27 protein-coding genes are annotated in these 25,207 nt (G+C 66.7%); 16 read left to right on the forward strand and 11 right to left on the reverse strand.

Annotated elements, in window-relative coordinates; all coding sequences use genetic code 11:
* Positions 1 to 132 precede the first annotated feature (132 nt).
* On the forward strand, positions 133 to 1,767 hold the full coding sequence (locus tag SGR02S_RS05145; RefSeq protein WP_067106354.1) for an amidohydrolase family protein: 1,635 nt from the start codon (positions 133 to 135) through the stop codon (positions 1,765 to 1,767).
* Between the two features lie 116 nt (positions 1,768 to 1,883).
* Positions 1,884 to 3,290, forward strand: coding sequence for an amino acid permease (locus tag SGR02S_RS05150; RefSeq protein ID WP_067106356.1), 1,407 nt, complete (start codon positions 1,884 to 1,886; stop codon positions 3,288 to 3,290).
* A 57-nt stretch (positions 3,291 to 3,347) separates the two neighbouring features.
* Here the strand turns inward: SGR02S_RS05150 and SGR02S_RS05155 are convergent, their stop codons facing one another.
* Positions 3,348 to 3,803 (reverse strand): Lrp/AsnC ligand binding domain-containing protein, encoded by a 456-nt coding sequence (locus SGR02S_RS05155; RefSeq protein WP_067106361.1) that lies wholly within the window; start codon positions 3,801 to 3,803, stop codon positions 3,348 to 3,350.
* A 211-nt stretch (positions 3,804 to 4,014) separates the two neighbouring features.
* On the opposite strand from SGR02S_RS05155, the gene SGR02S_RS05160 reads away from it, so the two are divergent.
* Positions 4,015 to 4,413, forward strand: a complete 399-nt coding sequence (locus SGR02S_RS05160) for a hypothetical protein (RefSeq protein ID WP_067185941.1) — start codon at positions 4,015 to 4,017, stop codon at positions 4,411 to 4,413.
* A 61-nt stretch (positions 4,414 to 4,474) separates the two neighbouring features.
* Complete coding sequence (locus SGR02S_RS05165) at positions 4,475 to 6,109, forward strand: amidohydrolase family protein (RefSeq protein ID WP_212598516.1); 1,635 nt, start codon at positions 4,475 to 4,477, stop codon at positions 6,107 to 6,109.
* A 16-nt stretch (positions 6,110 to 6,125) separates the two neighbouring features.
* Here SGR02S_RS05165 and SGR02S_RS05170 read toward each other — a convergent pair whose 3' ends face one another.
* The 3 genes from SGR02S_RS05170 to rplU all read right to left on the reverse strand — a co-directional run bounded on the left by SGR02S_RS05170 (position 6,126) and on the right by rplU (position 7,756).
* Complete coding sequence (locus tag SGR02S_RS05170; RefSeq protein ID WP_067106364.1) at positions 6,126 to 6,722, reverse strand: GNAT family N-acetyltransferase; 597 nt, start codon at positions 6,720 to 6,722, stop codon at positions 6,126 to 6,128.
* Positions 6,723 to 6,964: 242 nt separating this feature from the next.
* Positions 6,965 to 7,234 carry a 50S ribosomal protein L27 gene (rpmA, locus tag SGR02S_RS05175; RefSeq protein ID WP_067106365.1) on the reverse strand — a complete coding sequence of 90 codons (270 nt, stop codon included), beginning with the start codon at positions 7,232 to 7,234 and terminating at the stop codon, positions 6,965 to 6,967.
* A 42-nt stretch (positions 7,235 to 7,276) separates the two neighbouring features.
* Positions 7,277 to 7,756, reverse strand: a complete 480-nt coding sequence (rplU, locus tag SGR02S_RS05180; RefSeq protein WP_067106367.1) for a 50S ribosomal protein L21 — start codon at positions 7,754 to 7,756, stop codon at positions 7,277 to 7,279.
* Between the two features lie 229 nt (positions 7,757 to 7,985).
* Here rplU and SGR02S_RS05185 point away from each other — a divergent pair, with 229 nt between their 5' ends.
* Positions 7,986 to 8,504 (forward strand): hypothetical protein, encoded by a 519-nt coding sequence (locus SGR02S_RS05185; protein WP_067106369.1) that lies wholly within the window; start codon positions 7,986 to 7,988, stop codon positions 8,502 to 8,504.
* Between the two features lie 234 nt (positions 8,505 to 8,738).
* Here SGR02S_RS05185 and pspF read toward each other — a convergent pair whose 3' ends face one another.
* Positions 8,739 to 9,764 carry a phage shock protein operon transcriptional activator gene (gene pspF / locus SGR02S_RS05190; RefSeq protein ID WP_067106370.1) on the reverse strand — a complete coding sequence of 342 codons (1,026 nt, stop codon included), beginning with the start codon at positions 9,762 to 9,764 and terminating at the stop codon, positions 8,739 to 8,741.
* 176 nt (positions 9,765 to 9,940) lie between these two features.
* Here pspF and SGR02S_RS19970 point away from each other — a divergent pair, with 176 nt between their 5' ends.
* The 10 genes from SGR02S_RS19970 (at position 9,941) to SGR02S_RS05235 (ending at position 13,559) form a co-directional block, all read left to right on the forward strand.
* Complete coding sequence (locus SGR02S_RS19970) at positions 9,941 to 10,111, forward strand: hypothetical protein (protein ID WP_156482980.1); 171 nt, start codon at positions 9,941 to 9,943, stop codon at positions 10,109 to 10,111.
* Positions 10,112 to 10,217: 106 nt separating this feature from the next.
* On the forward strand, positions 10,218 to 10,880 hold the full coding sequence (pspA, locus tag SGR02S_RS05195) for a phage shock protein PspA (RefSeq protein WP_067106372.1): 663 nt from the start codon (positions 10,218 to 10,220) through the stop codon (positions 10,878 to 10,880).
* 12 nt (positions 10,881 to 10,892) lie between these two features.
* Positions 10,893 to 11,168 (forward strand): envelope stress response membrane protein PspB, encoded by a 276-nt coding sequence (gene pspB / locus SGR02S_RS05200; RefSeq protein ID WP_067106373.1) that lies wholly within the window; start codon positions 10,893 to 10,895, stop codon positions 11,166 to 11,168.
* A 1-nt stretch (position 11,169) separates the two neighbouring features.
* On the forward strand, positions 11,170 to 11,550 hold the full coding sequence (pspC, locus tag SGR02S_RS05205) for an envelope stress response membrane protein PspC (protein ID WP_067106375.1): 381 nt from the start codon (positions 11,170 to 11,172) through the stop codon (positions 11,548 to 11,550).
* Between the two features lie 28 nt (positions 11,551 to 11,578).
* On the forward strand, positions 11,579 to 11,878 hold the full coding sequence (locus SGR02S_RS05210) for a hypothetical protein (protein ID WP_067106377.1): 300 nt from the start codon (positions 11,579 to 11,581) through the stop codon (positions 11,876 to 11,878).
* A gap of 11 nt (positions 11,879 to 11,889) precedes the next feature.
* Entirely contained in the window at positions 11,890 to 12,210 is a 321-nt protein-coding gene (locus SGR02S_RS05215; protein WP_067106379.1) for a hypothetical protein, read from the forward strand.
* Positions 12,211 to 12,220: 10 nt separating this feature from the next.
* Entirely contained in the window at positions 12,221 to 12,469 is a 249-nt protein-coding gene (locus SGR02S_RS05220) for a hypothetical protein (RefSeq protein WP_067106381.1), read from the forward strand.
* Positions 12,470 to 12,514: 45 nt separating this feature from the next.
* Positions 12,515 to 12,778 carry a hypothetical protein gene (locus SGR02S_RS05225; protein ID WP_067106383.1) on the forward strand — a complete coding sequence of 88 codons (264 nt, stop codon included), beginning with the start codon at positions 12,515 to 12,517 and terminating at the stop codon, positions 12,776 to 12,778.
* Positions 12,779 to 12,804: 26 nt separating this feature from the next.
* Complete coding sequence (locus SGR02S_RS05230; RefSeq protein WP_174521638.1) at positions 12,805 to 13,059, forward strand: hypothetical protein; 255 nt, start codon at positions 12,805 to 12,807, stop codon at positions 13,057 to 13,059.
* A gap of 89 nt (positions 13,060 to 13,148) precedes the next feature.
* Positions 13,149 to 13,559: a SufE family protein gene (locus SGR02S_RS05235; RefSeq protein WP_067106385.1), complete on the forward strand. Its 411-nt coding sequence runs from the start codon at positions 13,149 to 13,151 to the stop codon at positions 13,557 to 13,559.
* Between the two features lie 91 nt (positions 13,560 to 13,650).
* On the opposite strand, the gene SGR02S_RS05240 is transcribed toward SGR02S_RS05235, so the two are convergent.
* The 6 genes from SGR02S_RS05240 to SGR02S_RS05265 all read right to left on the reverse strand — a co-directional run bounded on the left by SGR02S_RS05240 (position 13,651) and on the right by SGR02S_RS05265 (position 23,128).
* Positions 13,651 to 16,857, reverse strand: a complete 3,207-nt coding sequence (locus tag SGR02S_RS05240; RefSeq protein WP_067106386.1) for a TonB-dependent receptor — start codon at positions 16,855 to 16,857, stop codon at positions 13,651 to 13,653.
* 270 nt (positions 16,858 to 17,127) lie between these two features.
* Entirely contained in the window at positions 17,128 to 18,396 is a 1,269-nt protein-coding gene (gene clpX / locus SGR02S_RS05245; protein ID WP_067106387.1) for an ATP-dependent Clp protease ATP-binding subunit ClpX, read from the reverse strand.
* 215 nt (positions 18,397 to 18,611) lie between these two features.
* Positions 18,612 to 19,262 carry an ATP-dependent Clp protease proteolytic subunit gene (locus SGR02S_RS05250; RefSeq protein ID WP_067106389.1) on the reverse strand — a complete coding sequence of 217 codons (651 nt, stop codon included), beginning with the start codon at positions 19,260 to 19,262 and terminating at the stop codon, positions 18,612 to 18,614.
* 314 nt (positions 19,263 to 19,576) lie between these two features.
* The gene (gene fdxA, locus SGR02S_RS05255; RefSeq protein ID WP_067106391.1) at positions 19,577 to 19,915 is read right to left on the reverse strand and encodes a ferredoxin FdxA; all 339 of its coding nucleotides are present in this window, start codon (positions 19,913 to 19,915) and stop codon (positions 19,577 to 19,579) included.
* 163 nt (positions 19,916 to 20,078) lie between these two features.
* Entirely contained in the window at positions 20,079 to 20,378 is a 300-nt protein-coding gene (locus SGR02S_RS05260) for an RNA-binding S4 domain-containing protein (RefSeq protein ID WP_067106393.1), read from the reverse strand.
* Entirely contained in the window at positions 20,378 to 23,128 is a 2,751-nt protein-coding gene (locus tag SGR02S_RS05265) for a helicase-related protein (RefSeq protein WP_255211390.1), read from the reverse strand. Before SGR02S_RS05265 ends, SGR02S_RS05260 begins: the two co-directional genes overlap by 1 nt.
* Before the next feature lie 294 nt (positions 23,129 to 23,422).
* Here SGR02S_RS05265 and SGR02S_RS05270 point away from each other — a divergent pair, with 294 nt between their 5' ends.
* Positions 23,423 to 24,967, forward strand: coding sequence for a M23 family metallopeptidase (locus SGR02S_RS05270; RefSeq protein ID WP_067106426.1), 1,545 nt, complete (start codon positions 23,423 to 23,425; stop codon positions 24,965 to 24,967).
* Positions 24,968 to 25,207: the final 240 nt, after the last annotated feature.

A 25,207-nucleotide genomic window follows, 5' to 3' on the forward strand; every position in this document is an offset into this window, starting at 1 on the left:
GCCGTCCCCTTTTTCCGCCATGGCGGAAGGAAGAATCGGGACCGCGATCGACAGGGGGGCTTGCGCCCGTCGGCAAACAATGGTCGATCGTTCGTATTTGAAGCATCTGTACCGACAGGGGGAACAGAATATATGAAACGGAAATTCACGAAGATCGCGCTCGCAGCGCTGCTGCTTGCCGCCCCGGCGGGCGCGCATCAGCGCGGCGATGAAAAGACCCCCGCGCCCGCGGCATCCTTTCCCGTGACCGCGGGGGCCCCCGCCCGCGGCGCCGGCGAAGGCGCCGGCCCCTTCCGCAAGATGGTGATCCGCAATGCCACCATCATCGACGGGACCGGCGGACCGCCGCGCAGCCGGTTCGACATCGTCGTCGAAGGCAACCGCATCACCTCGATCACCCAGTCGGGCTGGCCGGGGCTTCCGTCCGGCGGCAACCGCGTCGCGCAGGATGCCGATTACGAGATCGACGCGGCCGGCATGTACGTCTTGCCCGGCTTCACCGACATGCACGTCCACCTGCCCGGACCCGACAAGGCGCCCGATGCCAGCTATGCCTACAAGCTGTGGCTCGCGCACGGCGTGACGACGGTGCGCGGTGTGCCGCTTTCGGCCCCCTCGGTCGCCAGCAACGAAAAGAACCGCTCGGCACGCAATGAGATCGTGGCGCCGCGCATCTTCAACTATCAGACGCTGGGCGCCGGCTGGTCGGGCGGCGTCGTCGACACGCCCGAAAAGGCGCGCGCGTGGGTGCGCTGGGCCAAGCAGAACAACATCGACGGCATCAAGTTCTTCAACCGGGAGAATGAGACCCCCGACGTCTTCTCGGCCGCGCTCGACGAGGCGAAGAAGATGGGGCTGGGGACGACCGCGCATCTCAGCCAGATCGGCGTCGCCAATTTCAACGCCCGTCAGGCGGGTGAGGCGGGACTGAACACCGTCACCCACTATTACGGGCACATGGAATCGCTGCTCAAGGGGCGGGCGATCCAGGATTTTCCGTCCGGCTACGACTATAACAACGAACAGCATCGCTTCGGCGAGGTCGCCGAAATCTGGAATCAGGTCTATGGCCCGGGTTCCAAGCAGTGGCAGGAATATCTGGACGCGCAGAAGGCGAACCACGTCACCTTCGACCCGACCTTCAACATCTATGCCGCATCGCGCGACCTGATGCGCGCCCGCAACGCCGACTGGCACGCGCGCTACACGACACCGCAGCTCTGGAACTATTTCCAGTCGACCCGCGACAATCACGGCTCCTATTTCTATGACTGGACGACCGAGAATGAGTTCGCGTGGAAGAAATTCTACGGTCTCTTCATGCGGCTGATGAACGATTACAAGAATATGGGCGGGCGCGTGACCGTCGGCACCGATTCGGGCTTCATCTGGAAGGTCTATGGCTTCGCCTATGTCGAGGAAATGGAATTGCTGCGCGAGGCGGGTTTCTCGCCGCTTGAGGTCGTGCGCGCCGCGACGATGATGGGCGCCCAGACGCTGTACGAACCGCGCGGCGAAACTCCGCCGATCGGTGCGGTGCGTGCGGGGATGCTGGCCGATCTGGTGATCGTTCCGGAAAACCCGCTCCAGAATCTGAAGACGCTCTATGGCACCGGCTTCCAGCGTCTGAATCCCGAAACGAACCGACAGGAAGTCGTCGGCGGGGTGAAGTTCACGATCAAGGACGGCATCGTCTACGACGCGAAGAAGCTGCTCGCCGACGTCGCCGCCATGGTCGAAACCGAAAAGGCGAAGCTCGGCCAGTAAGCATCCGGTCCGCAGGGCCCGCCGGCGTCCCGCTCCCCGCTTGCCGCGAAGGGCCGGGTCCCGGCAGCCCCCGGTCCTGACCCCGGTTGCTGCGGCGGCCGGGTGGGAGAACCCTCATGTCCTTTTTGACCCGCCGAAAGGCGATCGACACGATCGGAGCGGTCGGCGAGACCCAGCGGCTCCATCGCACGCTCAGCTGGCCGCATCTGATCGGCCTCGGCGTCGGCGCCATCGTCGGGACCGGCATCTATACGCTGATCGGCGTCGGCGCGGAGCGGGCGGGCCCCGCTGTCATCATCGCCTTCGTCGTCGCCGGGCTGGTCTGCGTCTGCGCCGCGCTCGCCTATGCCGAACTTGCGACGCTGATGCCCGTGTCGGGCAGCGCCTATACATACAGCTACGCGGTAATCGGTGAAGGCGTCGCCTGGGTCATCGGCTGGAGCCTCGTGCTCGAATATTCGGTGGTCTGCGCGGCGGTCGCGGTCGGCTGGTCGGGCTATGCGGTCGGCTTCCTGCAGGCGGCGGGGATCGACGTTCCGCTCGCGCTTGCCGCCGGTCCGCATGCCGGCGGGATCATCAATCTGCCGGCGATCCTGATCGTCGCGGCGGTGGCGGGAATGCTGCTGGTCGGCACGCGCGAAAGCGCCACGCTCAACATGGCGCTCGTCGTCCTCAAGATAGCGGCGCTCGCGGCTTTCGTGGTGCTGGCGATGAAGGCGTTCGACGCTGGCAATTTCCAGCCCTTCATGCCCTATGGCTTCGCCGCGCATGAGGTCGACGGGCAGGTGCGCGGCGTGATGGCGGCGGCCGCGATCATCTTCTTCGCCTTCTATGGCTTCGACGCGGTGTCGACCGCGGCAGAGGAGACGAAGGATCCCGCGCGCGACCTGACCATCGGCATCATCGGCTCGATGGTTGTCTGCACGCTGGTCTATATGGCGGTCGCCGCGGCGGCGATCGGTGCGATGCCGTTCATGGAATTCTCGCGCTCGGGCGAGCCGCTCGCCTATGTGCTGCGCCAGCTTGGCCATCCGGGCGTCGCGACGCTGATCGGCGCGGTCGCCGTCGTCGCGCTGCCGACCGTGATCCTGGCCTTCATGTTCGGGCAGAGCCGCATCTTCTTCGTCATGGCGCGCGATCGGATGCTGCCCGAACGGCTCGGCCGGGTGAATGCGAAGGGCACGCCGGTGGCGGTGACGATCGGCACCGCGATCGTCGTGTCGGGCATCGCGGGTTTCTTCCCGCTGGCGGAGATCGCCGAGCTGGCGAATGCGGGAACGCTCGCCGCGTTCGTCGCCGTCGGCCTGTGCCTGATCGTGCTGCGCGTGCGCAGACCCGACCTGCCGCGGCAGTTCCGCGCACCGATGCCCTGGGTCGTCGGGCTGGTCGCGATCTTCGGCTGCCTCTATCTGTTCATCAGCCTGCCGGCGGTCACACAGGGCCGGTTCCTGATCTGGAACCTGATCGGCGCCGGCGTCTATCTGGCCTATGGCGCGCGCAAGAGCCGCCTGGCCGGGCAATAGGGAAGGGGACGGATGCGCGCGCCGGGCGTCCGCCCCCCGTCCGCCGGGGCGCGGTGGTCACAGCGGCAGGCTGGCCGAATTCTTGACCTCTTCCAGCACCGCATAGGTGCGCGTCTCGCGCACGCCGGGCATGTGCACCAGCGTGTCGGCCAGAAAGGCACGATACGCCTCCATGTCGCGCACGCGTACCTTGATCAGATAGTCGAAACCGCCCGCCACCATGTGGCATTCGAGAATTTCCGGCATCACCGACACCGACGCCGCGAACTCCTGAAACACGTCGCCCGTCGTGCGGTCCATCAGCACCTCGATGAAGATCAGCAGCGCGCGGTCGAGCTTGGTCGGGTTGAGCAGGGCATGGAAACCCAGGATATAACCCTGTTCGCGCAACCGCTTCAGCCGGTCGAAACAGGCCGACGGCGACAGGCCGCACCGGTTCGCCAGTTCCTGGTTGGTGATTCGGCCTTCGGCCTGGATGACCTTGAGAATGCGGCGGTCGGCATCATTCAGCATCGATTATTCTCCGGATAATGCGGAATTATCCGGATTATCATCGTATAATGTACCGAAAATTCCAAGTAAATTCGACGTTATGCCGCTATATTGGAGATGTGACCGGTTCGGGACGCAGGAGTCGCCATTCGATCGGGTTCGGGCCGCCCGGCCCACGCCGCGCCGGCTGCGCGGCCGCCCTACCGATGGTCGCAGGAAAAGGAGTATCGAGGTGAAGCAGCACAAGCAACGCATGTGCATCATCAATCCCATGCTGGTCGAGGACATCGTCCCCCTCGCCGGCGGCCAGGCCGACATCATGTGCCGCATCGGCATCAGCTGGAACAGCTGGATCAAGATCCTCGCCGGCCAGCCGGTCCGCCAGTCGCTCGGGGAGCGGTTGCGGACGCGTATCCTCGCCGCGGCCGAAGGAATCGAAGGGTTCGGCGCGAAGTTCCCGGCCGCTGGCGGCGGGCTCGACCGGGCGGCGCTCGCCGCCGCCTTCCTGCTGCCGAGCCTGTCGGGCGCGAAGGACGACGACGAGGATTGGCAGCCCGCCGCCTTCGGGCACGGTGCGGCGGATCAGGCGGACGATCGCGGCGCGCGCTTTGCGGCGGCCGGTCGGGGATGACGGGCGGCCCGGACGAACCGGGCTTTCGAACAATAACGACGGGATGACGAGGGAGGATGGTATGCGCAGGATGATGAAGAAGGCGATGGGCTTGGCGGCGGGCGTGGCGATGCTCGCATCGGGCGCAGCGCTTCCCGTGAGCGCGGCGGTCGTTCCGTCGGCGACGGTCGCGCCGGCGCAGGATCATGGCGATCTGGCGGCGGGTCCCTATCGCCGCCTCGTCATCCTCAATGCGATGGTGATTCCGGGGCATGGCGGACCGGCGGCCGGTCCCTACGACATCGTGATCGAGGGCAACCGGATCGCGGAGATGATCGCGCTCGACCCGGTGACGCTCGGCCGTCGCGGCGCGAGCGCCCGGCCTACCGGTGACCGGGTCATCGACGCGACAGGCAAGTTCGTCATGCCCGGCATGATCGATCTGCACATGCACATCCGCGAAGATCCGCTTCCGATGTCCTACAACCATTATCTGAAGCTTGCCCACGGCGTAACCTCGGAAGTGATGGTGCCCGACCGCGGCATGCCGCACGCGCTCGAGCAGCAGCGCCTGTCGGCCGCCAACCGCATCCTCGCGCCGCGCCTCTACCCCTATTGGACGTGGGGCAATCTGCCCGGCTACACGCGCGAGGAGCAGGAGGACCCGTCGCAGGCGCCGCGCATCGCGCGCGAGATCGCCGCGAAGGGCGCGCATGTCGTCAGCGTCGGGCCGATCGCCTGGAACCGCGAGCTTTTCGGCGCGGTGTGCAAGGCCGTCTATGCCGCGGGCGGGATCACCTCGGTCCATCTGCCGCCCGCGACCACCGCCGTCGTCGACGCGCTGACCGCCGCGAAGCTGGGGGTCACGATGATCGAGCATCATTATGGCTATGCCGAATCCGCGCTCGACCGGACGGTGCAGGATTTCCCTCGCGACTATAATTACGATGACGAGAGCCACCGTTTTCGCCACGCCGGCATGGTCTGGACCGAGGCCGACCGCGAGCCCGCGCGCACCCGCCTGCTGACCGAGGTGGCAAAGGAACTCGCCGAAACCGGCGTGACCATGCTGCCGACGCGCGTGGTCTACGAGGCCAACCGCGACATCCTGCGCGCGCAGGGGCTGCCGTGGCACGAGAAATATACGCACCAGCTGCTGTGGGAGAAGTTCCTCCCCAACCGCAACCTGCACGGCGGCTATTTCTGGGACTGGTCGTCGGAGGACGAGGCGGCGTGGAGCAAGGCCTACGACCTGTGGGGCCGGCTGATCTATGCCTTCAACAAGGAAGGCGGCCGCGTCGCCTATGGCACCGACGACAGCTATATCTGGGCGACCCCCGGCTTCTCCAACGTCCGCGAACTCGAACTGCTGCGCGAGGCGGGGCTGCACAATTACGAGGTGCTGAAGGCGGCGACGCTGAACAGCGCGGAGACGCTGCGCGAGGCGAAGCTGGGCCTGGTGCGTCCGGGCTATGCTGCCGACCTGCTGATTGTCGACCGCAACCCGGCCTATAACCTGGCCTTCCTCTATGGCTTCGGCGCCAACACGCTCGATGCGTCGGGTCAGATGGTCCGCACAGCCGGCATCATTCACACGATCAAGGACGGCGTGGTGATGGAAAATGCCCGCCTGCTCGAAGAGGTCGCGCGCATGGTCAAGGCATCGCGGCCCGAAGGCCGCGCGCCCGACGCGGCGACAGCGCCCTTCCTGCCCTGAGGGCCGGGGCGGCGGATCAGGCCGCCATCAGGCGCAGCTCGCCGCGGAAATCCTCGTCGAAACCGACGCGGCCGCGCATGGGGGTGACGGCATCGCTGCCGTCACCGTCGCCCTGCTCGAACAGCGCGCAGGGCGCTTCGCCCCCGCGCGCGAGGCTGTGACGCGACACGACCCGACCGGTCGGCCGAAATCCCAGCTTGCGCAGCACCGCGCCCGACGCGGGGTTGTCGACGAAATGGCCGGCGGTCAGCTTGGGCAGCTTCATCGCATGGGCGATGCGGACGAGCTGGCGCCCCGCCTCGGTTGCGAAACCAAGCCCCCAATAGGGCCGCGCGATCCAGTACCCGAGTTCGAGCCCATCGTCGGGGCCGGGCGCGATGCCGCAGCCGCCGACAAGGCGCGGCGCGGCGCCGGTGCGCGCGAAGATCAGGAGGCGCGGCTGGTCGGGGGCGGTCGGCTGGTCGAGGAAGGCTGAAGCCTCCGCTTCGCCATAGGGCCAGGGCGCGCGGGCGAGGCCTCGCACCACCGCCTCGTCGCCGATCGCACGGGCGAGCGCCGGGGCATCTTCCAGCCAGCCGGGCCGCAGCAACAGTCTATCGGTACGCGCAAACATTCTCATCACTCCCATTTGGCTGTCGCCTTGGCGCCAGATGGTGACGCTTTGGCGACAGTCGATGTGCGAGGGAGATGATCGGCCCGATTTTCGCGCCCGTCCGTCAAGCGACGGAATAAGGGCGAGAAAAAAGGGAGGCCGGGGCGACCCGTCTCCCTCTTTTCGAACCTGGTTTTCCGCGTCGGGCGGAAAAGGGCGGTCCCGGGTCGTCCCTTGGTGGACGACCGCGGCAGGATCGTCCCTTATTCGGCGGCGTCCGCCATACAGTCGACCGACACATATTTGCGGCCGAGCTTGCCGTCGTGGAATCGGACGCGGCCGTCCGCGGTCGCGAACAGCGTGTGGTCCTTGCCGATGCCGACGTTGACGCCCGGATAGACCTTGGTGCCGCGCTGGCGCACGATGATGTTGCCGCCGATCACTTCCTGACCGCCGAACTTCTTCACGCCAAGGCGCTTGGATTGCGAGTCGCGGCCGTTGCGCGACGAACCGCCTGCCTTCTTATGTGCCATGACTGATGCTCCTTACTTCTGCCGAGCCGCGGACGAGCGCGCTCAGGCGTCCTTCTTGGGGGCCGCTTTCTTGGCGGCGGGCTTCTTCTCGGTGGCTTCGGCCTTGGGCGCGGCGGCCTTCTTCGGCGCTGCAGCCTTCTTCTCGACGGGCGCAGCCTTGGCTTCGGCGGCCGGGGCGGCGTCTTCCTTCGGCGCCGCTTCCTTCTTCGGGGCGGCCTTCTTGGCTTCGCCGACCGACAGGATACGCAGCAGCGTCAGCGACTGGCGGTGGCCGTTGCGGCGGCGGTAATTGTGCCGGCGGCGCTTCTTGAAGACGATGACCTTCTCGCCGCGCGTCTGGGCGATGATCTCGGCAGAGACGGTCAGTCCCTTGGCGTCCTTCACCTCGCCGCCGTCGCCGGCCAGCAGGATGTCGCCCAGCGACACGGTGTCACCGGCCGCGCCCTCGATCTTCTCGACGGCGATCTTGTCTCCAGCGGCGACGCGATATTGTTTGCCGCCCGTGCGCACGATTGCGAACATGGTCTTCCATCCAATCAAAAACTAAATCGCCCGCGCTGCCGACCGCCCGCCGAAGCAGGCGAACTTTCCGGCATGCGGGAAAGACCGCGCCACTAGCGGGACCGGGGCTTTCTGTCAACCGCATGTTTCCGGGCTTTTCGGCGATTTCGTCGCCGTTCGCGGAATCCCGATGGGCGCGCATTCCGATTCGGCTTGCCGCCCCGCGCCGGCCCCCATATCAGGGGCGGCGATGACGCGCATCCCGCTTTCCCGTCCACTGGCGATCGCCGCCGCCCTGTCGCTTTCGGCCTGCGCCGCCGCTGGCGGGGACGGGGCGCCGTCGCTGGCCAAGCGGCCGGTTGAGGGACGATTCGACGTCGCGCCACCCGTAGTCGCGGTCGACCCGCCGGGGCCGTTGCCCGCCGACCTCGCCGGCCGCCTCGCGCGATGGGATGCCGATGCCGTCGCCGCGCAGAGAGCCTTCGCCGCCGAACGCGGCACCGCCGCGACGCTCGTCTCGGCCGCTTCGGGCGCCGCGGTCGCCAGCGAGCGCTGGGTCGTCGCGCAGCAGGCGATCTCACGCCTCCAGGCGACGCGCGCGCCGCTCACCGCCGCACTCGCCGACATCGACCGGCTCTATCTCGACCGCAGCGTCGCCGAGGATATCGACGGTCTGCCCGACATCTATGCGCTGCGCGACCGCCTCGCCGACATGGCGGCGACGCAGGATGCGGTGGTCGAGGCGCTGGAGCGGCAATTGCCGCAATAGGGGGCCGACCCGGCCGGAAATCGTCACCCCGGACTTGCTTGGCAATTATTCCCGTTTCGGCACGTAGCTGTTCCCCGGCGAAAGCCGGGGTCCATGCGGGGAAGCACGACGCCATCTGGACCCGGCTTTCGCCGGTGAACAAGCTGAGGGGCTTACAGGCCAAGCCGTTTCAGGGCCCATCGTCGGAGCAATAGATGCCGAAACATATTCGACATGACGAAGGAATGGGCGAGGTTATTGATTCAGCCCATGCTTCTTCAGCGCATGGCGAATCTGGTCGTAGCTGAGCCCCAGCGCCTCAGCCGCGACCTTCTGGTTATAGCGGCAGCGCGCCATCGTGTCGGCGAGGATCTGCCTTTCATAGCCGTCGACCGCGGCGCGCAGGTCGCTGACCGACCCCGAAGATGGCGCGGCCGGGGCGGCTTCGCTGACTGCGGCCGAAGGCACGGAGGCGGGCGCGGCGGATTTGCGCTGCGCCGTGGGTTGCCACGGGCTCGCGAAGGGGTCGAAGCTCAGCGCGTCGACCGGACGGGTCGCGTCGGCCCAGCGATAGATGGCGCGCTCGATGACGTTGCGCAGTTCGCGGACGTTGCCCGGCCAGTCGTGCCCTTCCATCGCCGCGAGCGCGCGCGGGCCGAAGCCCGGCCATTCCTCCCAGCCGAGCACCGCCGCCATGCGCTGCCCGAAATAGGTCGCGAGCACTTCGATATCGCCCTCGCGCGCGCGCAGTGGGGGCAGGGTGATGACCTCGAACGACAGCCGGTCGAGCAGGTCGGCGCGAAAGCGGTTATCCTCGACCAGCGCGGGCAGATGCTCGTTGGTCGCCGCGACGATGCGGACGTCGACGCGCACCGGGCGCGACGCGCCGACGCGCGTGATCTCGCCATATTCGACCGCGCGCAGCAACCGCTCCTGCGCCGCCATCGACATCGTCGCCAGTTCGTCGAGGAATAATGTGCCGCCGTCGGCTTCCTCGAAACGGCCCGCGCGGCTGCGTGTTGCGCCGGTGAACGCGCCCGCCTCGTGTCCGAACAGTTCGGCCTCGATCAGCGTCTCGGGCATCGCGGCGCAGTTCAGAATCACATAGGGCTTGTCCCAGCGTGCCGACAGGCGGTGCAGGCGTTCGGCGATCAGTTCCTTGCCGGTGCCGCGCTCGCCGATCACCAGCACCGGGCGGTCGAGCAGCGCCGCCTGGCTCGCGCGGTCGACCGCATCCTGAAAGGCCGCCGATTGCCCGATGAACTGCGTTTCGCGCTCCATTCCCAACTATTGGCAAAATTTCCCGCTGAATGGCAAGAAGAATCGGCTTGTACGGAGATTTCGGTGTGAAGTTGCGCGCTTTTCCAGTGCTTTTGGGCAATTGGCACGCCCTCTGCATAGAATAAGGCGAACCGGCGCATGTCGTGCCGGAGCAGCAGAATGAGGAAGTTCGATCCATGAAGACGACCCTTGCCCAGGCCGCTACCTTCGCGTTCAGCGCGGTCGGTGCGCTGGCCATTCTCGTCGGCGTGCTCGACCAGCCTCGGATCGCCGCCAGCGCCGCCGGAACCCCGACCGCGATGCTGGCGGCGGCTGCATCGACCCCGACGGTCGGCCGCATGGCCTGACCGGCTCTGGTGCCGGGGCTCTCTCCCCCCTTGCCCCGCCCCGGCACCAGCATTCAAAAAGGGCCCTGCCAAGGGCTCGGACGTGTTTCGACAGGAGTGTAGTAAAATGGGTATTTTCTCACGGACCCGCGACATCATCGCCGCCAACGTCACCGATCTGCTCGACCGGGCGGAGGATCCCGAAAAGATGATCCGCCAGATCATCTTCGAGATGAACGAGACGCTGGTCGAGGTTCGCGCCTCTGCGGCCCGCACCATCGCGGACCAGAAGGAAATGCGCCGCCATATTGCCAAGCTCGAAAGCCTGCAGGACAGCTGGAAGGAAAAGGCCGAACTCGCGCTGTCGAAGGACCGCGAGGACCTCGCCACCGCCGCGCTCGTCGAAAAGCAGAAGGCCGGCGACATGGCCGAACGGCTGAAAGGCGAAATCGCGGTGCTCGACGATGCGCTCAAGGGCTATGAAGCCGATATCGCCAAGCTCCAGAAAAAGCTGGGCGAGGCGCGGGCCCGCCAGTCGAGCGTCGTCAACCGCCTCGAAAGCGCGGAGAACCGCTATCGCCTGCGCGAGATGACCAATGGCGATCGCGTCCAGGACGCCTTCTCGCGCTTCGAGATCCTCGAACGCCGCGTCGACGAGGCCGAAGGCCGCGCCGAGGCGCTGGGTCTCGGCTACAAGAAGTCGCTCGACGAAGAGATCGCCGAACTGCAGGCCGCCGACAAGGTCGCCGACGAACTGGCCGCGCTCAAGGCGGCGCAGGGCAAGCAGTAAGGAGCCGGACCGATGGAAGAGATCATCATCGTCCCGATCGTCATCGGCACCCTCTTCCTCGGTCTGCCCTGGCTGATCCTCCACTACATCACGCGGTGGAAACAGGCCAAGACGCTGACCGGAGAGGATGAGCAGCTGCTCGACGAGCTCTATGACACCGCGCGCCGGCTCGAGAATCGTCTGCATACCGTCGAACGGATCATCAGCGCCGACCATCCCGACTTCCGCCCCGCGGTTTGCAGCGACGAGGATCTGGCGCAGCTTGAAAACATGAGCAGGAGGAACTGAGATGTCTGCCAGCCGCACCAAATTCTATCTCGATAAACAGCATGCCAAGTGGAGCGGCGTGTGCGCGGGGATCGCGGACTATATCGGAATCGACGTCCTCTGGGTCCGCGTCGGCGCGGTGCTGCTGACGCTGATGGGCGGCTTCCCCTGGACGCTGATCGCCTACTGGCTGGTCGCCTGGATGGGAACGCCCAAGCCGCTTGCGCTCTATGGCTCGGCAGAGGAAGCGAAATTCTGGCAGGGCGTGCGCTCGAACCCCAGCGCCTCGACGCGCGATATCCGCTCGCGTTTCCGCGACATCGACCGCCGCCTCGCCGACATCGAACAATATTATACCAGCCACAACCGCCGCCTCGCCGACGAGATCGACGCGCTGCGCTGAGCGGGACCGGGCAACAGGGAGACAGACCATGAGCTGGGGAGGACCCGCCTTCGTTATCGCGATCATCGGCCTTTCGATCGCCGGATGGATGTTCACCACTTGGGTGCGTGCGAGGCACGGCTATCCGATCGAGAATGAATGGGGCGGCACGGTTCATCGAACCGACCCCCACGCTGATCGAAAAATCGCGCTGCTGACGGACGACAATGCCAAGCTTTCGGTCCAGATCACGCGGCTGGAGGAGCGGGTGTCGGTGCTCGAACGCATCGCCACCGACGCGAACGGCCGCGCGGCGCAGCTCGCCGAGCAGATCGACCGGCTGCGCTGAGGAGAGGAAGTATGGACAAACTCGGTATCATCAACGCCATCGGCCCGATCCTCGCGATCATCGGCGTCGCCGGTATCGCCGGCTGGGTCGTCACCACCTGGATGCGGATCAAGAACGGCTATCCGCTCGACGGCGCCTGGGGACAGGCAGTCTATCCCAAGACCGGCGACGAGGCGATGGAGCGCATCAAGCTGCTGAGCCAGGAAAACGCCCAGCTCCGCGCCGAGCTTGGCTCGCTCAAGGACCGGCTCGCGGTGGTCGAGCGGATCGTCACCGACGAAGGCCACCGGTTGAGCCACGAGATCGAGGCGCTGCGGCGCCCGGCGAACTGAGGAGGCGGACATGGAAGATATGGTCTATGCGCTGATCCCGCTCGCTCCGTTCATCGTCGGTGGTCTGTTCATCTGGACCAAGCACCAGCAGAAGATGATCGAGAAACAGTCGGAGATGACGGCCGAAAAGGCGGCGCAATATGCCGCGCAGACCGAACGGCTCGAAGCGCGTGTGCGCGTCCTCGAACACATCGTCACCGACCGGGGTATCGACGTCGCCCAGGAAATCGACAAGCTGCGTGATGCGCCCCTGAATTAACGGCCGGACCGACAACCAGACCGACAGGCGAAAGGAACCTCCCCCATGAACCCCTTTGAAATGGTGATCGGCATCGTTCTGATCGTGACGATCGGCAGCATCCTCCGCGCAAAATATGGCGTGCGCCGCGATTCCCACGGAGCCGAATATATCGCTGCCGGCAACGATGCCGAAACCAGGGCGCTCCAGGCCGAGATCCGCCAGCTCAAGGAACGGATCCAGGTCCTCGAACGCATCGCCACCGACAACAACCGCGCCGCCAGCCTCGACGAGGAGATCGAGAAGCTGCGCGACCGTTCGCATCCCTGAACGGGACGAAGAGAAGGAGCCGAACCATGGCCACCATTGCTTCCGATCTCGCCGCCAACCTCGTGACCGCGGCCGTTGCCCTGACCGCGCTCGGCATCGTCAGCCTCGCGGCGCTGCGCGGCTGGCGCGACTGGATCGACCTCAAGCGCGAGGAACTTGCCGCCGGCCGGTCGGCGGCGCACGATCCCGCCGTGCCGCACGCCGGCTCGCGGATCGAGATCGCCGACCTCAAGGAACGGCTGCGCAAGCTCGAGGCGATCGCTGCGGGGGTCGACCTGTAAAAGAAAAGTCGTCCCCGCGCAGACGGGGGCGGTGAAAAGAGGGGGCGGGGCCCCTTCCATCCGCACCCCGAATCTGTCACTGGCGCACCATGCGCAGCCTTGACGACATTTTCGAAGAATATGATTTCCTCGACAGCGACGACCGCTATCGCCTGCTGATCGACCTCGGCCGCACCCTCGAACCGATGCCCGATGCACTCAAGACCGATGCGACGCTGGTGCGCGGGTGCAGCGCGAGCGTCTGGGTCTATCCGGTGCCGTGCGACGACGGACGGCTGCATTTCCTCGCGGACAGCAACGCGGCGATCACCAAGGGCATCGTCGCGCTCGTCCTCGCCGCGGTGCAGGACCGGCCGGCCGCCGAGGTCGCGGCGATGGACATCGCGGGCCGTCTCGCCCCCTTCGACCTGACGCGCCAACTCTCATCGAACCGCACCCAGGGCGTCCCCAACATGATCGCGCTGGTCGCCGACACCGCCCGCCGCATCGCGACCGCTTGACCGGTCTTCCGATGAAATTTCCAATTCTGCAAAGAAAACGGCGCGGGAGTTCCCTCCCGCGCCGCATCGTTGTTCCATTCGAGGCGAAGAATCAGAAGTTGACCTTCACGCCGACGCGGACGCCATAAAGCGACTGGCGCGTGACCAGCGTCGTGTTGGGCGCTTCGACTTCGCTATAGAGATATTTGGCGCAGGCGTTGGCGCCATCCGTGATGCAGCTCACCTCGACCAGAGACGCCGCATAGGGGAAGGCCACCTGGCGCAGCGCGCCCCAGTCGCTGTCGATCAGGTTCAGCACATTTTCGACATCGGCGAACAGCTTGAACTTGGCGTTGCCGACCAGGGCCGGGATTTCCTGGCTCACATGCAGGTCGACCTTGAAGAAATCGGGCGAACGCTGGCTGTTCTTCGGCACGATTCGTCCCCGATATTTTTCGAGGCCCAATGCCGAAACCAGCGCGTTGAAATTCGCCTCGCTCGTCGGCGTGTCGAAGTCGACCTTGCTGTTGTCGTTCAGGTTGGGAACATACAGCGCCATGCTGCCCAGATTGCCGACGGTGCCGAACACCGCGCCGCGGCCGCCGCTGTTGTCGAGCATCGTCACGCTGTACGGACGGCCCGTGCGATATTCGCCGAACAGGCTGAAGCGCGTTTCATTGTCGCCGAAGAATTCGCGCTTGAAGTCGAAGCCGAATTTCCACTGGTTACGGAACTCGTAGAGCGATCGGCCATAAGCGGCGAAGTTCGGGTCGACGAAGATGTTGTTACCATAGTTCGACGACGAGGTCGACGAGGTCATCGCCGCGACATCTTTGACGTTCGAATAGGTATAGCTGCCGTCGATCGACAGGCCGAAGTCCCAGCTCTTGGCAAAGCGGGCCGTGGCGAAATAACCGCGCCCCTTCTTGCTGTTGGTGAGTTGCAGGTCGCGATTCGTCGTCGCGCTGCCGCCAAAGGGACCATAGGCCGGGCGCCCGTCGGGAAGAACCGCTCCGGTCGGAACCGAACGCAGGTCGGTCCACTGATAGCCGTAGATGTTCTTGTCGTACAGGAACTGGGCGCCGAACAGCCAGCCATCGCCCAGCGTGCCGAGGTCGGCTTCATAATCGACCTGCAGCGAGGTCTTGAGCTTTCGGGCCAGCTTCAGATTCGGGTCGATATTGTCGGTCGGCGCGGCGGCCAGCGATCCGATGTTGGTGGCGAGATAGTCCTTCACGCTTTGCGTGATCGCGCCGCTGGTGATGCCCGTCAGGGCGTCGCACGTGGCCGATGTCGCGCAATTGGAAGGTCGGATGTCGATCGAGTTGGTCAACTGTCCGGTATTGGAGAAGACGTTGGAGAGATAAACGTCGGGGGTGCCGCCGGCAAAAATGCCGACGCCGCCGCGAACGATCAGGCGGTCCGACGGTTTCCAGTTGAAGCCGACACGCGGCTGCACGACGCTGCGCCCGTTGAACGTCTCGCGATTGTGATAGCCGTAGCGGGCGAGGAAGTTCGGATTGAGCGGCGGACGCGCGTCATTGCCGAACAGATCATAGCGCACGCCGGCCGACAGCGTCAGATCGGGCGTGATCTGCCAGTCGTCCTGCAGGCCGATCGTGTAGTTCTGCGTGCCGAACTGGGCTGCTGCGTCGTCCGGATCGAGGCTAGGAACCGCGTTGCCGTAGCGCAGCCGCGACACATTGCCGGCCAGGAAATCGGCGATGCTGTCGAAATAGAAATGGCCGAGCGAACGCTGAAGGAACAGGTTGAATACCGTGACGTCGGTATAGCCTGCGAGGAAACGGAGCGCATGATCGCCCGCATCGAGCCGAGCGGTGAAGTCGACCGACAGATTTTCGGTGTTCAGCGCATTGGAATGACGGCTGATATCGGGCCCGAACACCAGACTGGTGCCGGTGCAGCTCGTCGACGACGATCCGCCCGAGACGGCGTCGGTGCAGACGTCGAACTGCGGGAAATCGCGACTGCCGAACGGCGTCTGCGACCGGTTGTAGTCCCGATAGGAAACGCGCACCTGGGTCGAGAACCGGCTCGACCAGTTGGAGTTCAGTTCGAAGATGCCGGTGTTGACTTCTTCGCCCAGTTCATAGCCGTTCGACTGGAAGCCCAGCGAATAGGGCGGATTGGTGAAGGTGTTCTGCTGCGACTGCTGGGTTCCGACATTGCGGATATAGGTCAGCGAGGCGCGGTGCTTGTCATTGATGTTCCAGTCGAGCTTGCCGATCAGCTTTTCGTCCGATTCGACCGCGTTCGGCGACAATCCCAGCGTGTCATAGCCGTAACGCGACTGCGCCGTCTGGCTGACCAGGTCGACAACCGCCTGCGTCAGGCCGGGAATCTGATTGGCAAAGCCGGGCCCGAAACCATCGTCGAACGGGTCGCTTTCCTTGGTCCGTTCATAGGCAAGCATGAAGAACAGCTTGTCCTTGATGATCGGCCCGCTCAGATAACCGCCATATTGCTTGCTGTCGAAGTCGAGCGTGACGTTGTTGCCGCGGCTGCGGCTGCCGGTGAGGTTGTCGTCGGTGTAGGAGAAGAAGGCTCCGCCATGGAACCGATTGCCGCCGGACCGCAGCACGACGTTGACGGCGCCGCCCTGGAAATCGCCCTCGGCGATGTCGTAAGGGGCAACCTTGACCGAGAACTGCTCGATCGCGTCGAAGGGGACGGGGCCGCGCGCGGTCGGCAGACCGCCGTTGTTGAGACCGAAGTCGTCGCTGAACTGCACGCCATCGACCGAGAAACGGTTGAGACGACCATTGTTGCCCGCAACCTCGATCGCGCGGCTGTTGGTCAGGTCGAGGCTGACGAGCGGGTCGCGACGCGCGAGGTCGCGGATATCGCGGTTGAGCGATGCCGCACCTTCGATCGCCGTGCGGTCGAGCGCCGTGACCGGGCCGTTCGAGGTCGCGACAGTTCCGCGCAGGGCGGACGCCGTGACGACGATCGCCTCTTCCTGCATTTCGATCGGCAGGCGGAACGGCTGTCCGGCCTCGAGAAACAGGTCGGTAACCTGGACCGGTTCGAAGCCGCCGGCCGAAATCTCGACCGTGAAGGGGCCGCCCACGCGAAGGCCGTTGGCGGAGAAATTGCCGCTGCCATCGGTGGTGGTGCGCTGCGTCGTCCCCGACGGAACGTGCGTCACCGTCACATCGGCGCCGGCAACCGGGCCCGTAGCCGACACCACGGTGCCGCGGACCGCAGATGTCGTTTGCTGGGCCTGGGCGGGTGCCGCGATTACGGTGGCCACGCTGATGGCCATCAGGCTTGCGGCGATCGAATAGCGAAGTTTCATGTCAGGACGTCCCCTAGTTGGTAGCTGCGGCAGGCGCGCAATATGGGGCGCGCCGAACCTGCGAGCGCCCCTGAAGCCCGCATGTGGCACGATTGTGACAGCAAATATGACAGTGCAAGCCGACAGCGGTGAACCGTCGGGGATGGTCAGGGAAAAGGCCGGTTTTCCGTCACCGCGCCCGATCGGCGATCAGGCGCGGCGGCATTTTTTCCGACAACTGTTGCTGCAATGCAACATGGTTTCGCGGTGCAACCAGTTGGTCGCCGCGACTCAGGCGGCGTCGCCGGCTTCCTTCGCCTTGTCGGCGTAGACTCGGACCGGCTGCTTGCGGCCCTCGACGACATCCTTGTCGACGACGATCTCGACCACGTCGGTCAGGTCGGGCAGGTCGAACATCGTGTCGAGCAGGATCGCCTCGACGATCGAACGCAGCCCGCGCGCGCCCGTCTTGCGCTCGATCGCCTTCTTCGCGATCGCGACGAGCGCGTCGTCGGTGAAGGTCAGGCCGACCTCCTCCAGGTCGAACAGCTTCTTGTACTGCTTGACCAGCGCGTTCTTGGGCTCGCCGAGAATCTTGACCAGCGCATCGACGTCGAGGTCCTCGAGCGTCGCGATGACCGGCAGGCGGCCGACGAATTCGGGAATCAGGCCGAACTTGAGGAGGTCGGCCGGCTCGATCTGCTTGAGCACCTCGCCCGCGCGGCGTTCGTCGGGGCCGGCGACATGCGCGCCGAAGCCGATCGACTTGCCCTGCAGGCGGTCGCCGATGATCTTTTCGAGGCCGGCGAAGGCGCCGCCCGCGATGAACAGGATGTTGGTCGTGTCGACCTGCAGGAATTCCTGCTGCGGATGCTTGCGGCCGCCCTGCGGCGGGACGCTCGCGGTCGTGCCTTCCATCAGCTTGAGCAGCGCCTGCTGCACGCCCTCGCCCGACACGTCGCGGGTGATCGACGGATTTTCGGCCTTGCGGCTGATCTTGTCGATCTCGTCGATATAGACGATGCCGCGCTGCGCCTTTTCGACGTTGTAGTCCGACGCCTGGAGCAGCTTGAGGATGATGTTCTCGACATCCTCGCCGACATAGCCCGCCTCGGTCAGCGTCGTCGCGTCGGCCATGGTGAAGGGCACGTCGAGGAAGCGCGCGAGCGTCTGCGCGAGCAGCGTCTTGCCGCTGCCGGTCGGGCCGACGAGCAGGATGTTCGACTTCGCCAGTTCGACATCGTCGCCGCGGCCGCTGTTCGCGAGGCGCTTGTAATGGTTGTGCACCGCAACCGACAGCACGCGCTTGGCCGTGTTCTGGCCGATGACATAATTGTCGAGATGCTGGCAGATCTCCAGCGGCGTCGGCACCGCGCCGTCCTTGCGCGCGGCGACTCCGCCCTTGATCTCCTCGCGGATGATGTCGTTGCACAGTTCGACGCATTCGTCGCAGATGAACACCGTGGGGCCGGCGATCAGCTTGCGGACTTCATGCTGCGACTTGCCGCAGAAGGAGCAGTAGAGAGTGCTCTTGCTGTCCGAGCCGCTCAATTTGGTCATAAAACTTCCTCTGGCGGGCGCAAAAGGCGCGCTGCCGTCCTTATCCTAGCCCGCGGCCACCCAATTACAATATGGCAATTGGGTGACGCGGGTTCAATGTTCCGCCTAGCATCGTGGCGCCAAGCGGGCGTCAAGAAATGCGGTTACCGGAATGTCACTCTCTTCTTCGTGCCGGACCGAGTCCGGGGTGGCAAAGGGATGGATCAGGCTCCGGATCAGGGCGTCGGCCCTTCGCTCACATCCTTCGCCGCCTCGTCGCCGGGCATCGCCGGGCGGCGGTCGTAGACATGGTCGACGAGCCCGAACGCCTTCGCTTCCTCGGCCTCGAGGAAGGTGTCGCGGTCCATTGCCTTCTCGATGTCCTTGAGCGGCTTGCCGGTATATTGCGAATAGAGGTCGTTCATCCGCTTGCGGATGCGCAGGATTTCCTTGGCCTGGATCTCGATGTCCGACGCCATGCCGCGCGCGCCGCCCGACGGCTGGTGGACCATGATGCGCGCGTTCGACAGCGCGACGCGCATGCCCGGCTCGCCCGCGGCGAGCAGGAAACTGCCCATCGACGCCGCCTGGCCGATGCACACGGTGCCGACGCGCGGGCGGATATATTGCATCGTGTCGTGGATCGCCATGCCCGCCGTGACGACCCCGCCCGGCGAGTTGATGTACATGAAGATGTCCTTCTTCGGATTTTCCGATTCGAGGAACAGCAGCTGGGCGACGATCAGCGACGCCATATTGTCCTCGACCTCGCCGGTGACGAAGACGATCCGTTCGCGCAGCAGGCGGGAGAAGATGTCGAAGCTGCGTTCGCCGCGGCTCGTCTGTTCGACGACAACGGGAACAAGGGCGGCGAGCGGGTCGATCATGCGAATCTATCCTATGTTTCCGGGATGCCGCGCCGAGGACCGGCGGGCTGACCCCTCCGCGTCCCTACATCGGCGGCAAGGCGAAGGGTTTCAAGAGGGCAATCGCGCCGGCCGGTTTGGGATCGGGGGAATGTGAGGGGCGACCTCAGGCTGTGGAATGAACGTGCAAAAGGTGGACTGGTTTCCCCTCCCGCAAGCGGGAGGGGAGAAGAATGTCGCCCACCGGCCGACATGAGCCGCCGTCTGCTGCTCCGCCAAAAAAGAAAGGGGCGGGAGTGGCCCGCCCCGCTTCCTTCGTCTTTTCGCTGTGCGAATCAGTCGCCTTCGCCGGGCTCGGGCGAGAAGAATTTGTCGAACTTGCCGTCGACGCCCTTCCATTCGTCGGCGTCGGCGGGGCTTTCCTTCTTGGTCGTGATATTCGGCCAATCGGCGCTGAACTTGGCGTTGAGCTCCAGCCACTGTTCGAGGCCGTTTTCGGTATCGGGCAGGATCGCTTCGGCCGGACATTCGGGTTCGCAGACGCCGCAGTCGATGCACTCGTTCGGGTTGATGACGAGCATGTTCTCGCCCTCATAGAAACAGTCGACCGGACAGACCTCGACGCAATCCATGTATTTGCAACGGATGCAAGCGTCGGTGACGACGTAGGTCATGGGTAACGGCTCCCTTATCGCGGCGCGGCGCGCGCCGTTCGACTGCAACGATTCCTCGCCTCTATGCCGCGCGGCGGCGGCGCGTCAACGCCTGACGACAGTTGCGAATCACTCTCACTCGATCGGCGGCCGCGCGCGGTGCTTCCTGGGAGGCGCCGGCCGTTCAGCTCGCGGCGGACGAACCCCGGTCCTCCAGCCGGACATAGCAGGATTGCGCTTCGGGGGCCGGTCCGCGCCGCGACGGCACGGTCAGCAGCCGGATCACCTCGATCCGCTCGCCCACCGGCAGCACCAGCGTCGCTCCGGCGTGGACGGCGGCAGAGGCGCGGGTGACGCGCCGGCCGTCGAGGCGGATATGCCCCGCCGCGACCATTGCCTGCGCGATGCTGCGCGAGCGGGCGAAGCGCAGATACCAGAGCAGCTTGTCGAGCCGGATGCTTCCCGCGGCGCCCGGACTCGCCATCAGTCCTTGCGCCCCTCGGCCAGCAGCGCGGCGAGGCCGGCGAAGGGGCTGTGCGGCGACGGGCCGCGCCGCGGCGCCCGCTCGGGACGCGGCGCGCGCGGCGCCTCCTGCCCCGGTTTCGGGCGCTGTCCCTTCTTGGCGGGGCGGGGCGGCCGCCCCTTCGCGGCTTCGCCGGCCTGCCGCTGCGGGGCGCCCTTCCTTTCCGGCTTGCGGCGCTGGCGCTTGTCGGCCCGCTTGAGTCCCGTCCAGCGCCAGCGCTGAAGCGCCGGGTCGCCGACCGGACGGAAACCGAAGCTCTGGAGCAGCGCGCGCCGCGCCTCCTCGTCGAGGCCGAGCGAGGTGGCGAGCGCCGGGTCGATCGCGAACCCCGGCGGCAGCGCGCCGACGGCGCCTTCGCCATCGGCGTCGCCCTCTTCGCCCGCCTCCTGCTGCGCGGCGCGATGCGGATCGCCGCCCGCGACCGGCGCGCTCGGCGGCGTGGCCGCCTGCATCCGCGCGGCATGCGCCTGCCGCGCCAGCTTCTCGGCCATGTCGATGCGCAGCCAGCCCGAAGCGCAGCGGCGGAAGCCGGCAACCGCCAGCCCCGCTTCGTCGCCGCCCTTTTGCAGCACCGCGCCGTGCGGCGGCAGCGCGGGCATCGCCGTGCCCTGCTGCGCGGCGAGCAGCGCGGCGCGCCAGCGCACCGCCTCGGGCTTGAGGAGTTGGGGGTGGAACAGGTCGAGCGACCCGATGGTGAGGCCGAGCCGGCGGAGCAGCGGCCGCTCGTCCGCGGTCATCGCCGCGAGCTGGTCCTCGACCGCCGCGCGCGTCCCCGTGCCGCCGCCGTCGACCAGCGCCGCGAGCAGCGCGCGCACCCGCGGCGGGGTGAAGAGGTCGCCCGCCGCCGCGCCCATCGCGGCGAGCGGCGCGGCGTGGCGTGCGAGCTGTTCGGCGACGAAGCGCTGGAGCCGCTCGGCGATCGCCTGCACCTGCGGCGGATCGAGCCTGCGCAGCGCCGCATCGAGAAGGATCGCCGGCTGCACCAGCGTCGTTCCCCGCGCCAGCGTCGCGATGGTCTGGCCGTGCCATGCGAGGCGCGGTGGCGTGCCCGCGTCGCCGACCAGCGCCAGCGCACTGCCGTCACTTTCCGCCAGCGCCGCGGCGCGGCGCGCCAGCTCGCCGCGCAGATGCTTGTCCGCGGCGGCGAGCAACAGCCGGTGGTCGCTCGCGCGCGCGACGGGGTCGACCTTGAAGCTGAAGCCGCTCAGCGTTCCCAGCGCTTCGCCGTCGACCGCGACGGTGCCGTCGGCACCGACCGCGACGGGCAGCGCGGCATGGCGCTGGCCGGCGTCGCGGATCAGCAGCGCCAGCCGCCGGTCGACGAAGCGCTGCGTCAGCGCCGCGTGCAGCGCATCGGACAATCGCGATTCGAGCGCCTGCGTCTGCGCGGTCCACCCCGCCGCATCGGCGATCCAGTCGCCGCGCTGGGCGATGAAGCACAGCGTGCGCACCGCCGCGATGCGGCTCGCGAGCTGGTCGATGTCGCCCTCGGCATCGTCGAGCCGCGCGAGCCGGCGCGCGAACCAGTCGGGGTCGATCATGCCGTCGCCGCTGGTGCGCCACTGCCACAGGCGGAGCACGGTGCGGCTGTGATGCTCGGCGCCAAGCTGCTCGAAATCGGGCAGGCCGCAGACGTCCCACAATCGCTCGACCGCCTGCGGCTCGCCGCCGCGCGCCGCGACCTCGATATCGCCCGCCAGGTGCCGCAGCACGGCGAGGTCCACCGCTTCGGGCGCCGCGCGGAGCGCGGGGTGGGCAGGGGGCTGGGCGAGGTCGGCGAGCAGCCCGTCGAGCGTGTCGAAGCGCGGCTGCGGGTTGCGCCAGAACAGGCTCGACAGCGGAGGGAAATGATGCCCCTCGATCGCGGCGATTTCCTCGGGCGTCATGCCGCCCTGCGGCAGGCCGATGGTGCCGAAGCTGCCGTCCTGCTGGTGGCGTCCGGCGCGACCCGCGATCTGCGCCATCTCCGAGATGGTCAGGCGGCGCAGGCGGCGTCCGTCGAATTTCTGCAGGCTGGCGAAGGCGACGTGGCGCACATCGAGGTTCAGCCCCATGCCGATCGCGTCGGTGGCGACCAGATAGTCGACCTCGCCCGCCTCGAACATCGCGACCTGCGCGTTGCGGGTGCGCGGGCTCAGCGCGCCCATCACCACCGCCGCGCCGCCCGCGAAGCGGCGCAGCATCTCGGCGATCGCATAGACCTCCTCGGCCGAGAAGGCGACGATCGCCGATCGCTTGGGAAGGCGCGACAGCTTCATCGCGCCGGCATAGCTCAGCGTCGAAAAACGCGGCCGCCCGACGATTTCGGCCTCGGGCACTAGTTCGCGGATCAGCGGGGTGAGGCTCGCCGAGCCGAGGATCATCGTCTCGTCGCGGCCGCGCGCGCGCAGCATCCGGTCGGTGAAGACGTGCCCGCGCTCGGGATCGGCGCCAAGCTGCGCCTCGTCGATCCCGACGAAGGCGACGTCGCGCTCGATCGGCAGCGCCTCCATCGTGCCGAGCACATAGCGCGCCTCGGGCGGCCAGATGCGTTCCTCGCCGGTGACCAGCGCGACCGCGGCCGGCCCCTTGATCGCGGCGACGCGGTCATAGACCTCGCGCGCGAGCAGGCGCAGCGGGAAGCCGATCATGCCGCTGACATGGGCGGTCAGGCGTTCGACCGCCAAATGGGTCTTGCCGGTGTTGGTGGGGCCAAGGACGGCCTTGACCATGGAGGAGGAGGTGAAAGGCATCGTCTTGGCGCCACGCTGGCATGGTGCGCGCGCGGGCGCAACCGCCGATCGCCGCGTGATGCGCCTCTCGCCTGCCTTTTCCGCCGGCGGGCACGCCACAGCCCGCCTCGGCCACGGCTCGCCGCAAGCCAAAAGCCGTGGAGAAGCCATTAAATTGACTTTAACGACCTTTGTTTACAGACGTTCGGTCCGACGAGATCATCGACGGCCGGGTCGCGGGAGGCCCGTCGAGCGGGGGTTTATTTGTTCCAGCGCCACGAACCCATCGCCGGGATGTCAGGCAACGCGGCCGCGCTCAGCATGGCGCAGGCCGTTCCGCTGCGGCCCGCGGCGTTCGAACCCGAACCGGCACTCTCGTGGCGCGATCGTCTCGCCGGTCTTGACCTCGTTCCCGATCTGGGCGCCAATATCGGCTCGGCCGAATGGTGGCGCGGGCTGGCGACGCTGACCCTGCTGTGCGGCAGCGCCATCGCGACCTTTCCCGGCATCAAGCCGCTGGAGATCGGCGGCGCGCCCGCGCTCGACGCCGCCGATTTCAACGAGGCGCGCGCGCAGATGATCGTGCCGCTCGCGCTCGGCGCCGACACGGGCCGCCACATGGCCGCGACCGACGCGGTGCGCCCGCTGACCCAGACGCCCGAACGGCCGCAGATCGAGCTGACCGCGACGCTTGGCCGCGGCGACAGCTTCGCCCGCCTGCTCGAACGCTCGGGCGTCGGCGGCGTGGAGGCGCAGGCCATCGCGCAGCAGGTTTCGGGCGCCGTGCCGCTGTCCGACATCGCGCCGGGCACGCGCATCGACCTGATCCTGGGACGCCGCGCGGCGCGCACCATGCCGCGCCCGGTCGAGGCGCTGGCGATGCGCGCACGCTTCGACCTTCGTATCGAGATGGAGCGGATCGACGGGCGGATGGTGATGCGCCGCATCCCGATCGCCGTCGACGCGACGCCGCTGCGCATCCGCGGACGGGTCGGCGACAGCCTCTATCGTTCGGCGCGCGCGGCGGGCGCGCCGCCGGAGGCGATCCAGGCCTATCTGCGCGTGATCGGCAAGCAGATCTCGGTCGGCAGCGACCTGCGCGCCTCGGACGAATATGACATCATCGTCGACCATCGCCGCGCCGAAACGGGCGAAAGCGAGACGGGCCGGCTGCTCTATGCCGGGCTGATCCGCGGCGGCAAGCCGAAGCTGTCGATGCTCGAATGGACCAAGGACGGGCGCAGCCAGTGGTTCGAGGCATCGGGGGTCGGCGAACGGCGCGGCGGCATGGTGCGCCCGACGAACGGCCGCGTCACCTCGACCTTCGGGGTGCGGCGCCATCCGATCCTCGGTTATCGCCGCATGCACAGCGGCGTCGATTTCGGCGGCGGCTATGGCGCGCCCATCCACGCGGTCAGCGACGGCGTGGTGACGGTCGCCGGCCGCACCGGCGGCTTCGGCAATTACGTCAAGCTCAACCATGGTGGCGGCACCGGCACCGGCTATGGGCATATGAGCCGCATCGCGGTGCGCGCGGGCCAGCGCGTCGCGCGCGGCCAGGTGATCGGCTATATCGGCTCGACCGGCCTGTCGACCGGGCCGCATCTTCATTTCGAAGTCTATCGCAACGGCCATGCGGTGAACCCGATGTCGGTCAGCTTCGTCACCAAGGCACAGCTCGAAGGCCAGGAACTCGCGGCCTTCCGCGCGCGCATCCGCGCGCTGACCGCGATCGCCCCGGGCGCGGCGCTGGCGCCCGTCGCACCGAAGCAGATCGAGGGGCCGAAGCTCGGCTCGCTCGCCGACGTCGCTTCGAAGCGGGCCGGCGACGGACTCTGACCGGACGCGGCGCGGACCCACGCGCCGGCTATCGTCCGCTCCGTTCAGACGCGTTCGCAGCCACCGCGCGACCGCCATCGCTCGCGGCGCGACCGGCGTCGACCGCCGGCTGATCAAATCTTGGATATAATCAAAAAGGAATATTGGGGCATGCATAATTTATTATGTTGATATATGAACGCCGCTAATTTGCAGCCTGCGACACAACAATGCCGGTTGGGCACCTTCCCGAGCGAGGAT

The sequence above is a fragment of the Sphingopyxis granuli NBRC 100800 genome, from assembly GCF_001591045.1.
GTDB classification, from domain to species: Bacteria; Pseudomonadota; Alphaproteobacteria; order Sphingomonadales; family Sphingomonadaceae; genus Sphingopyxis; species Sphingopyxis granuli.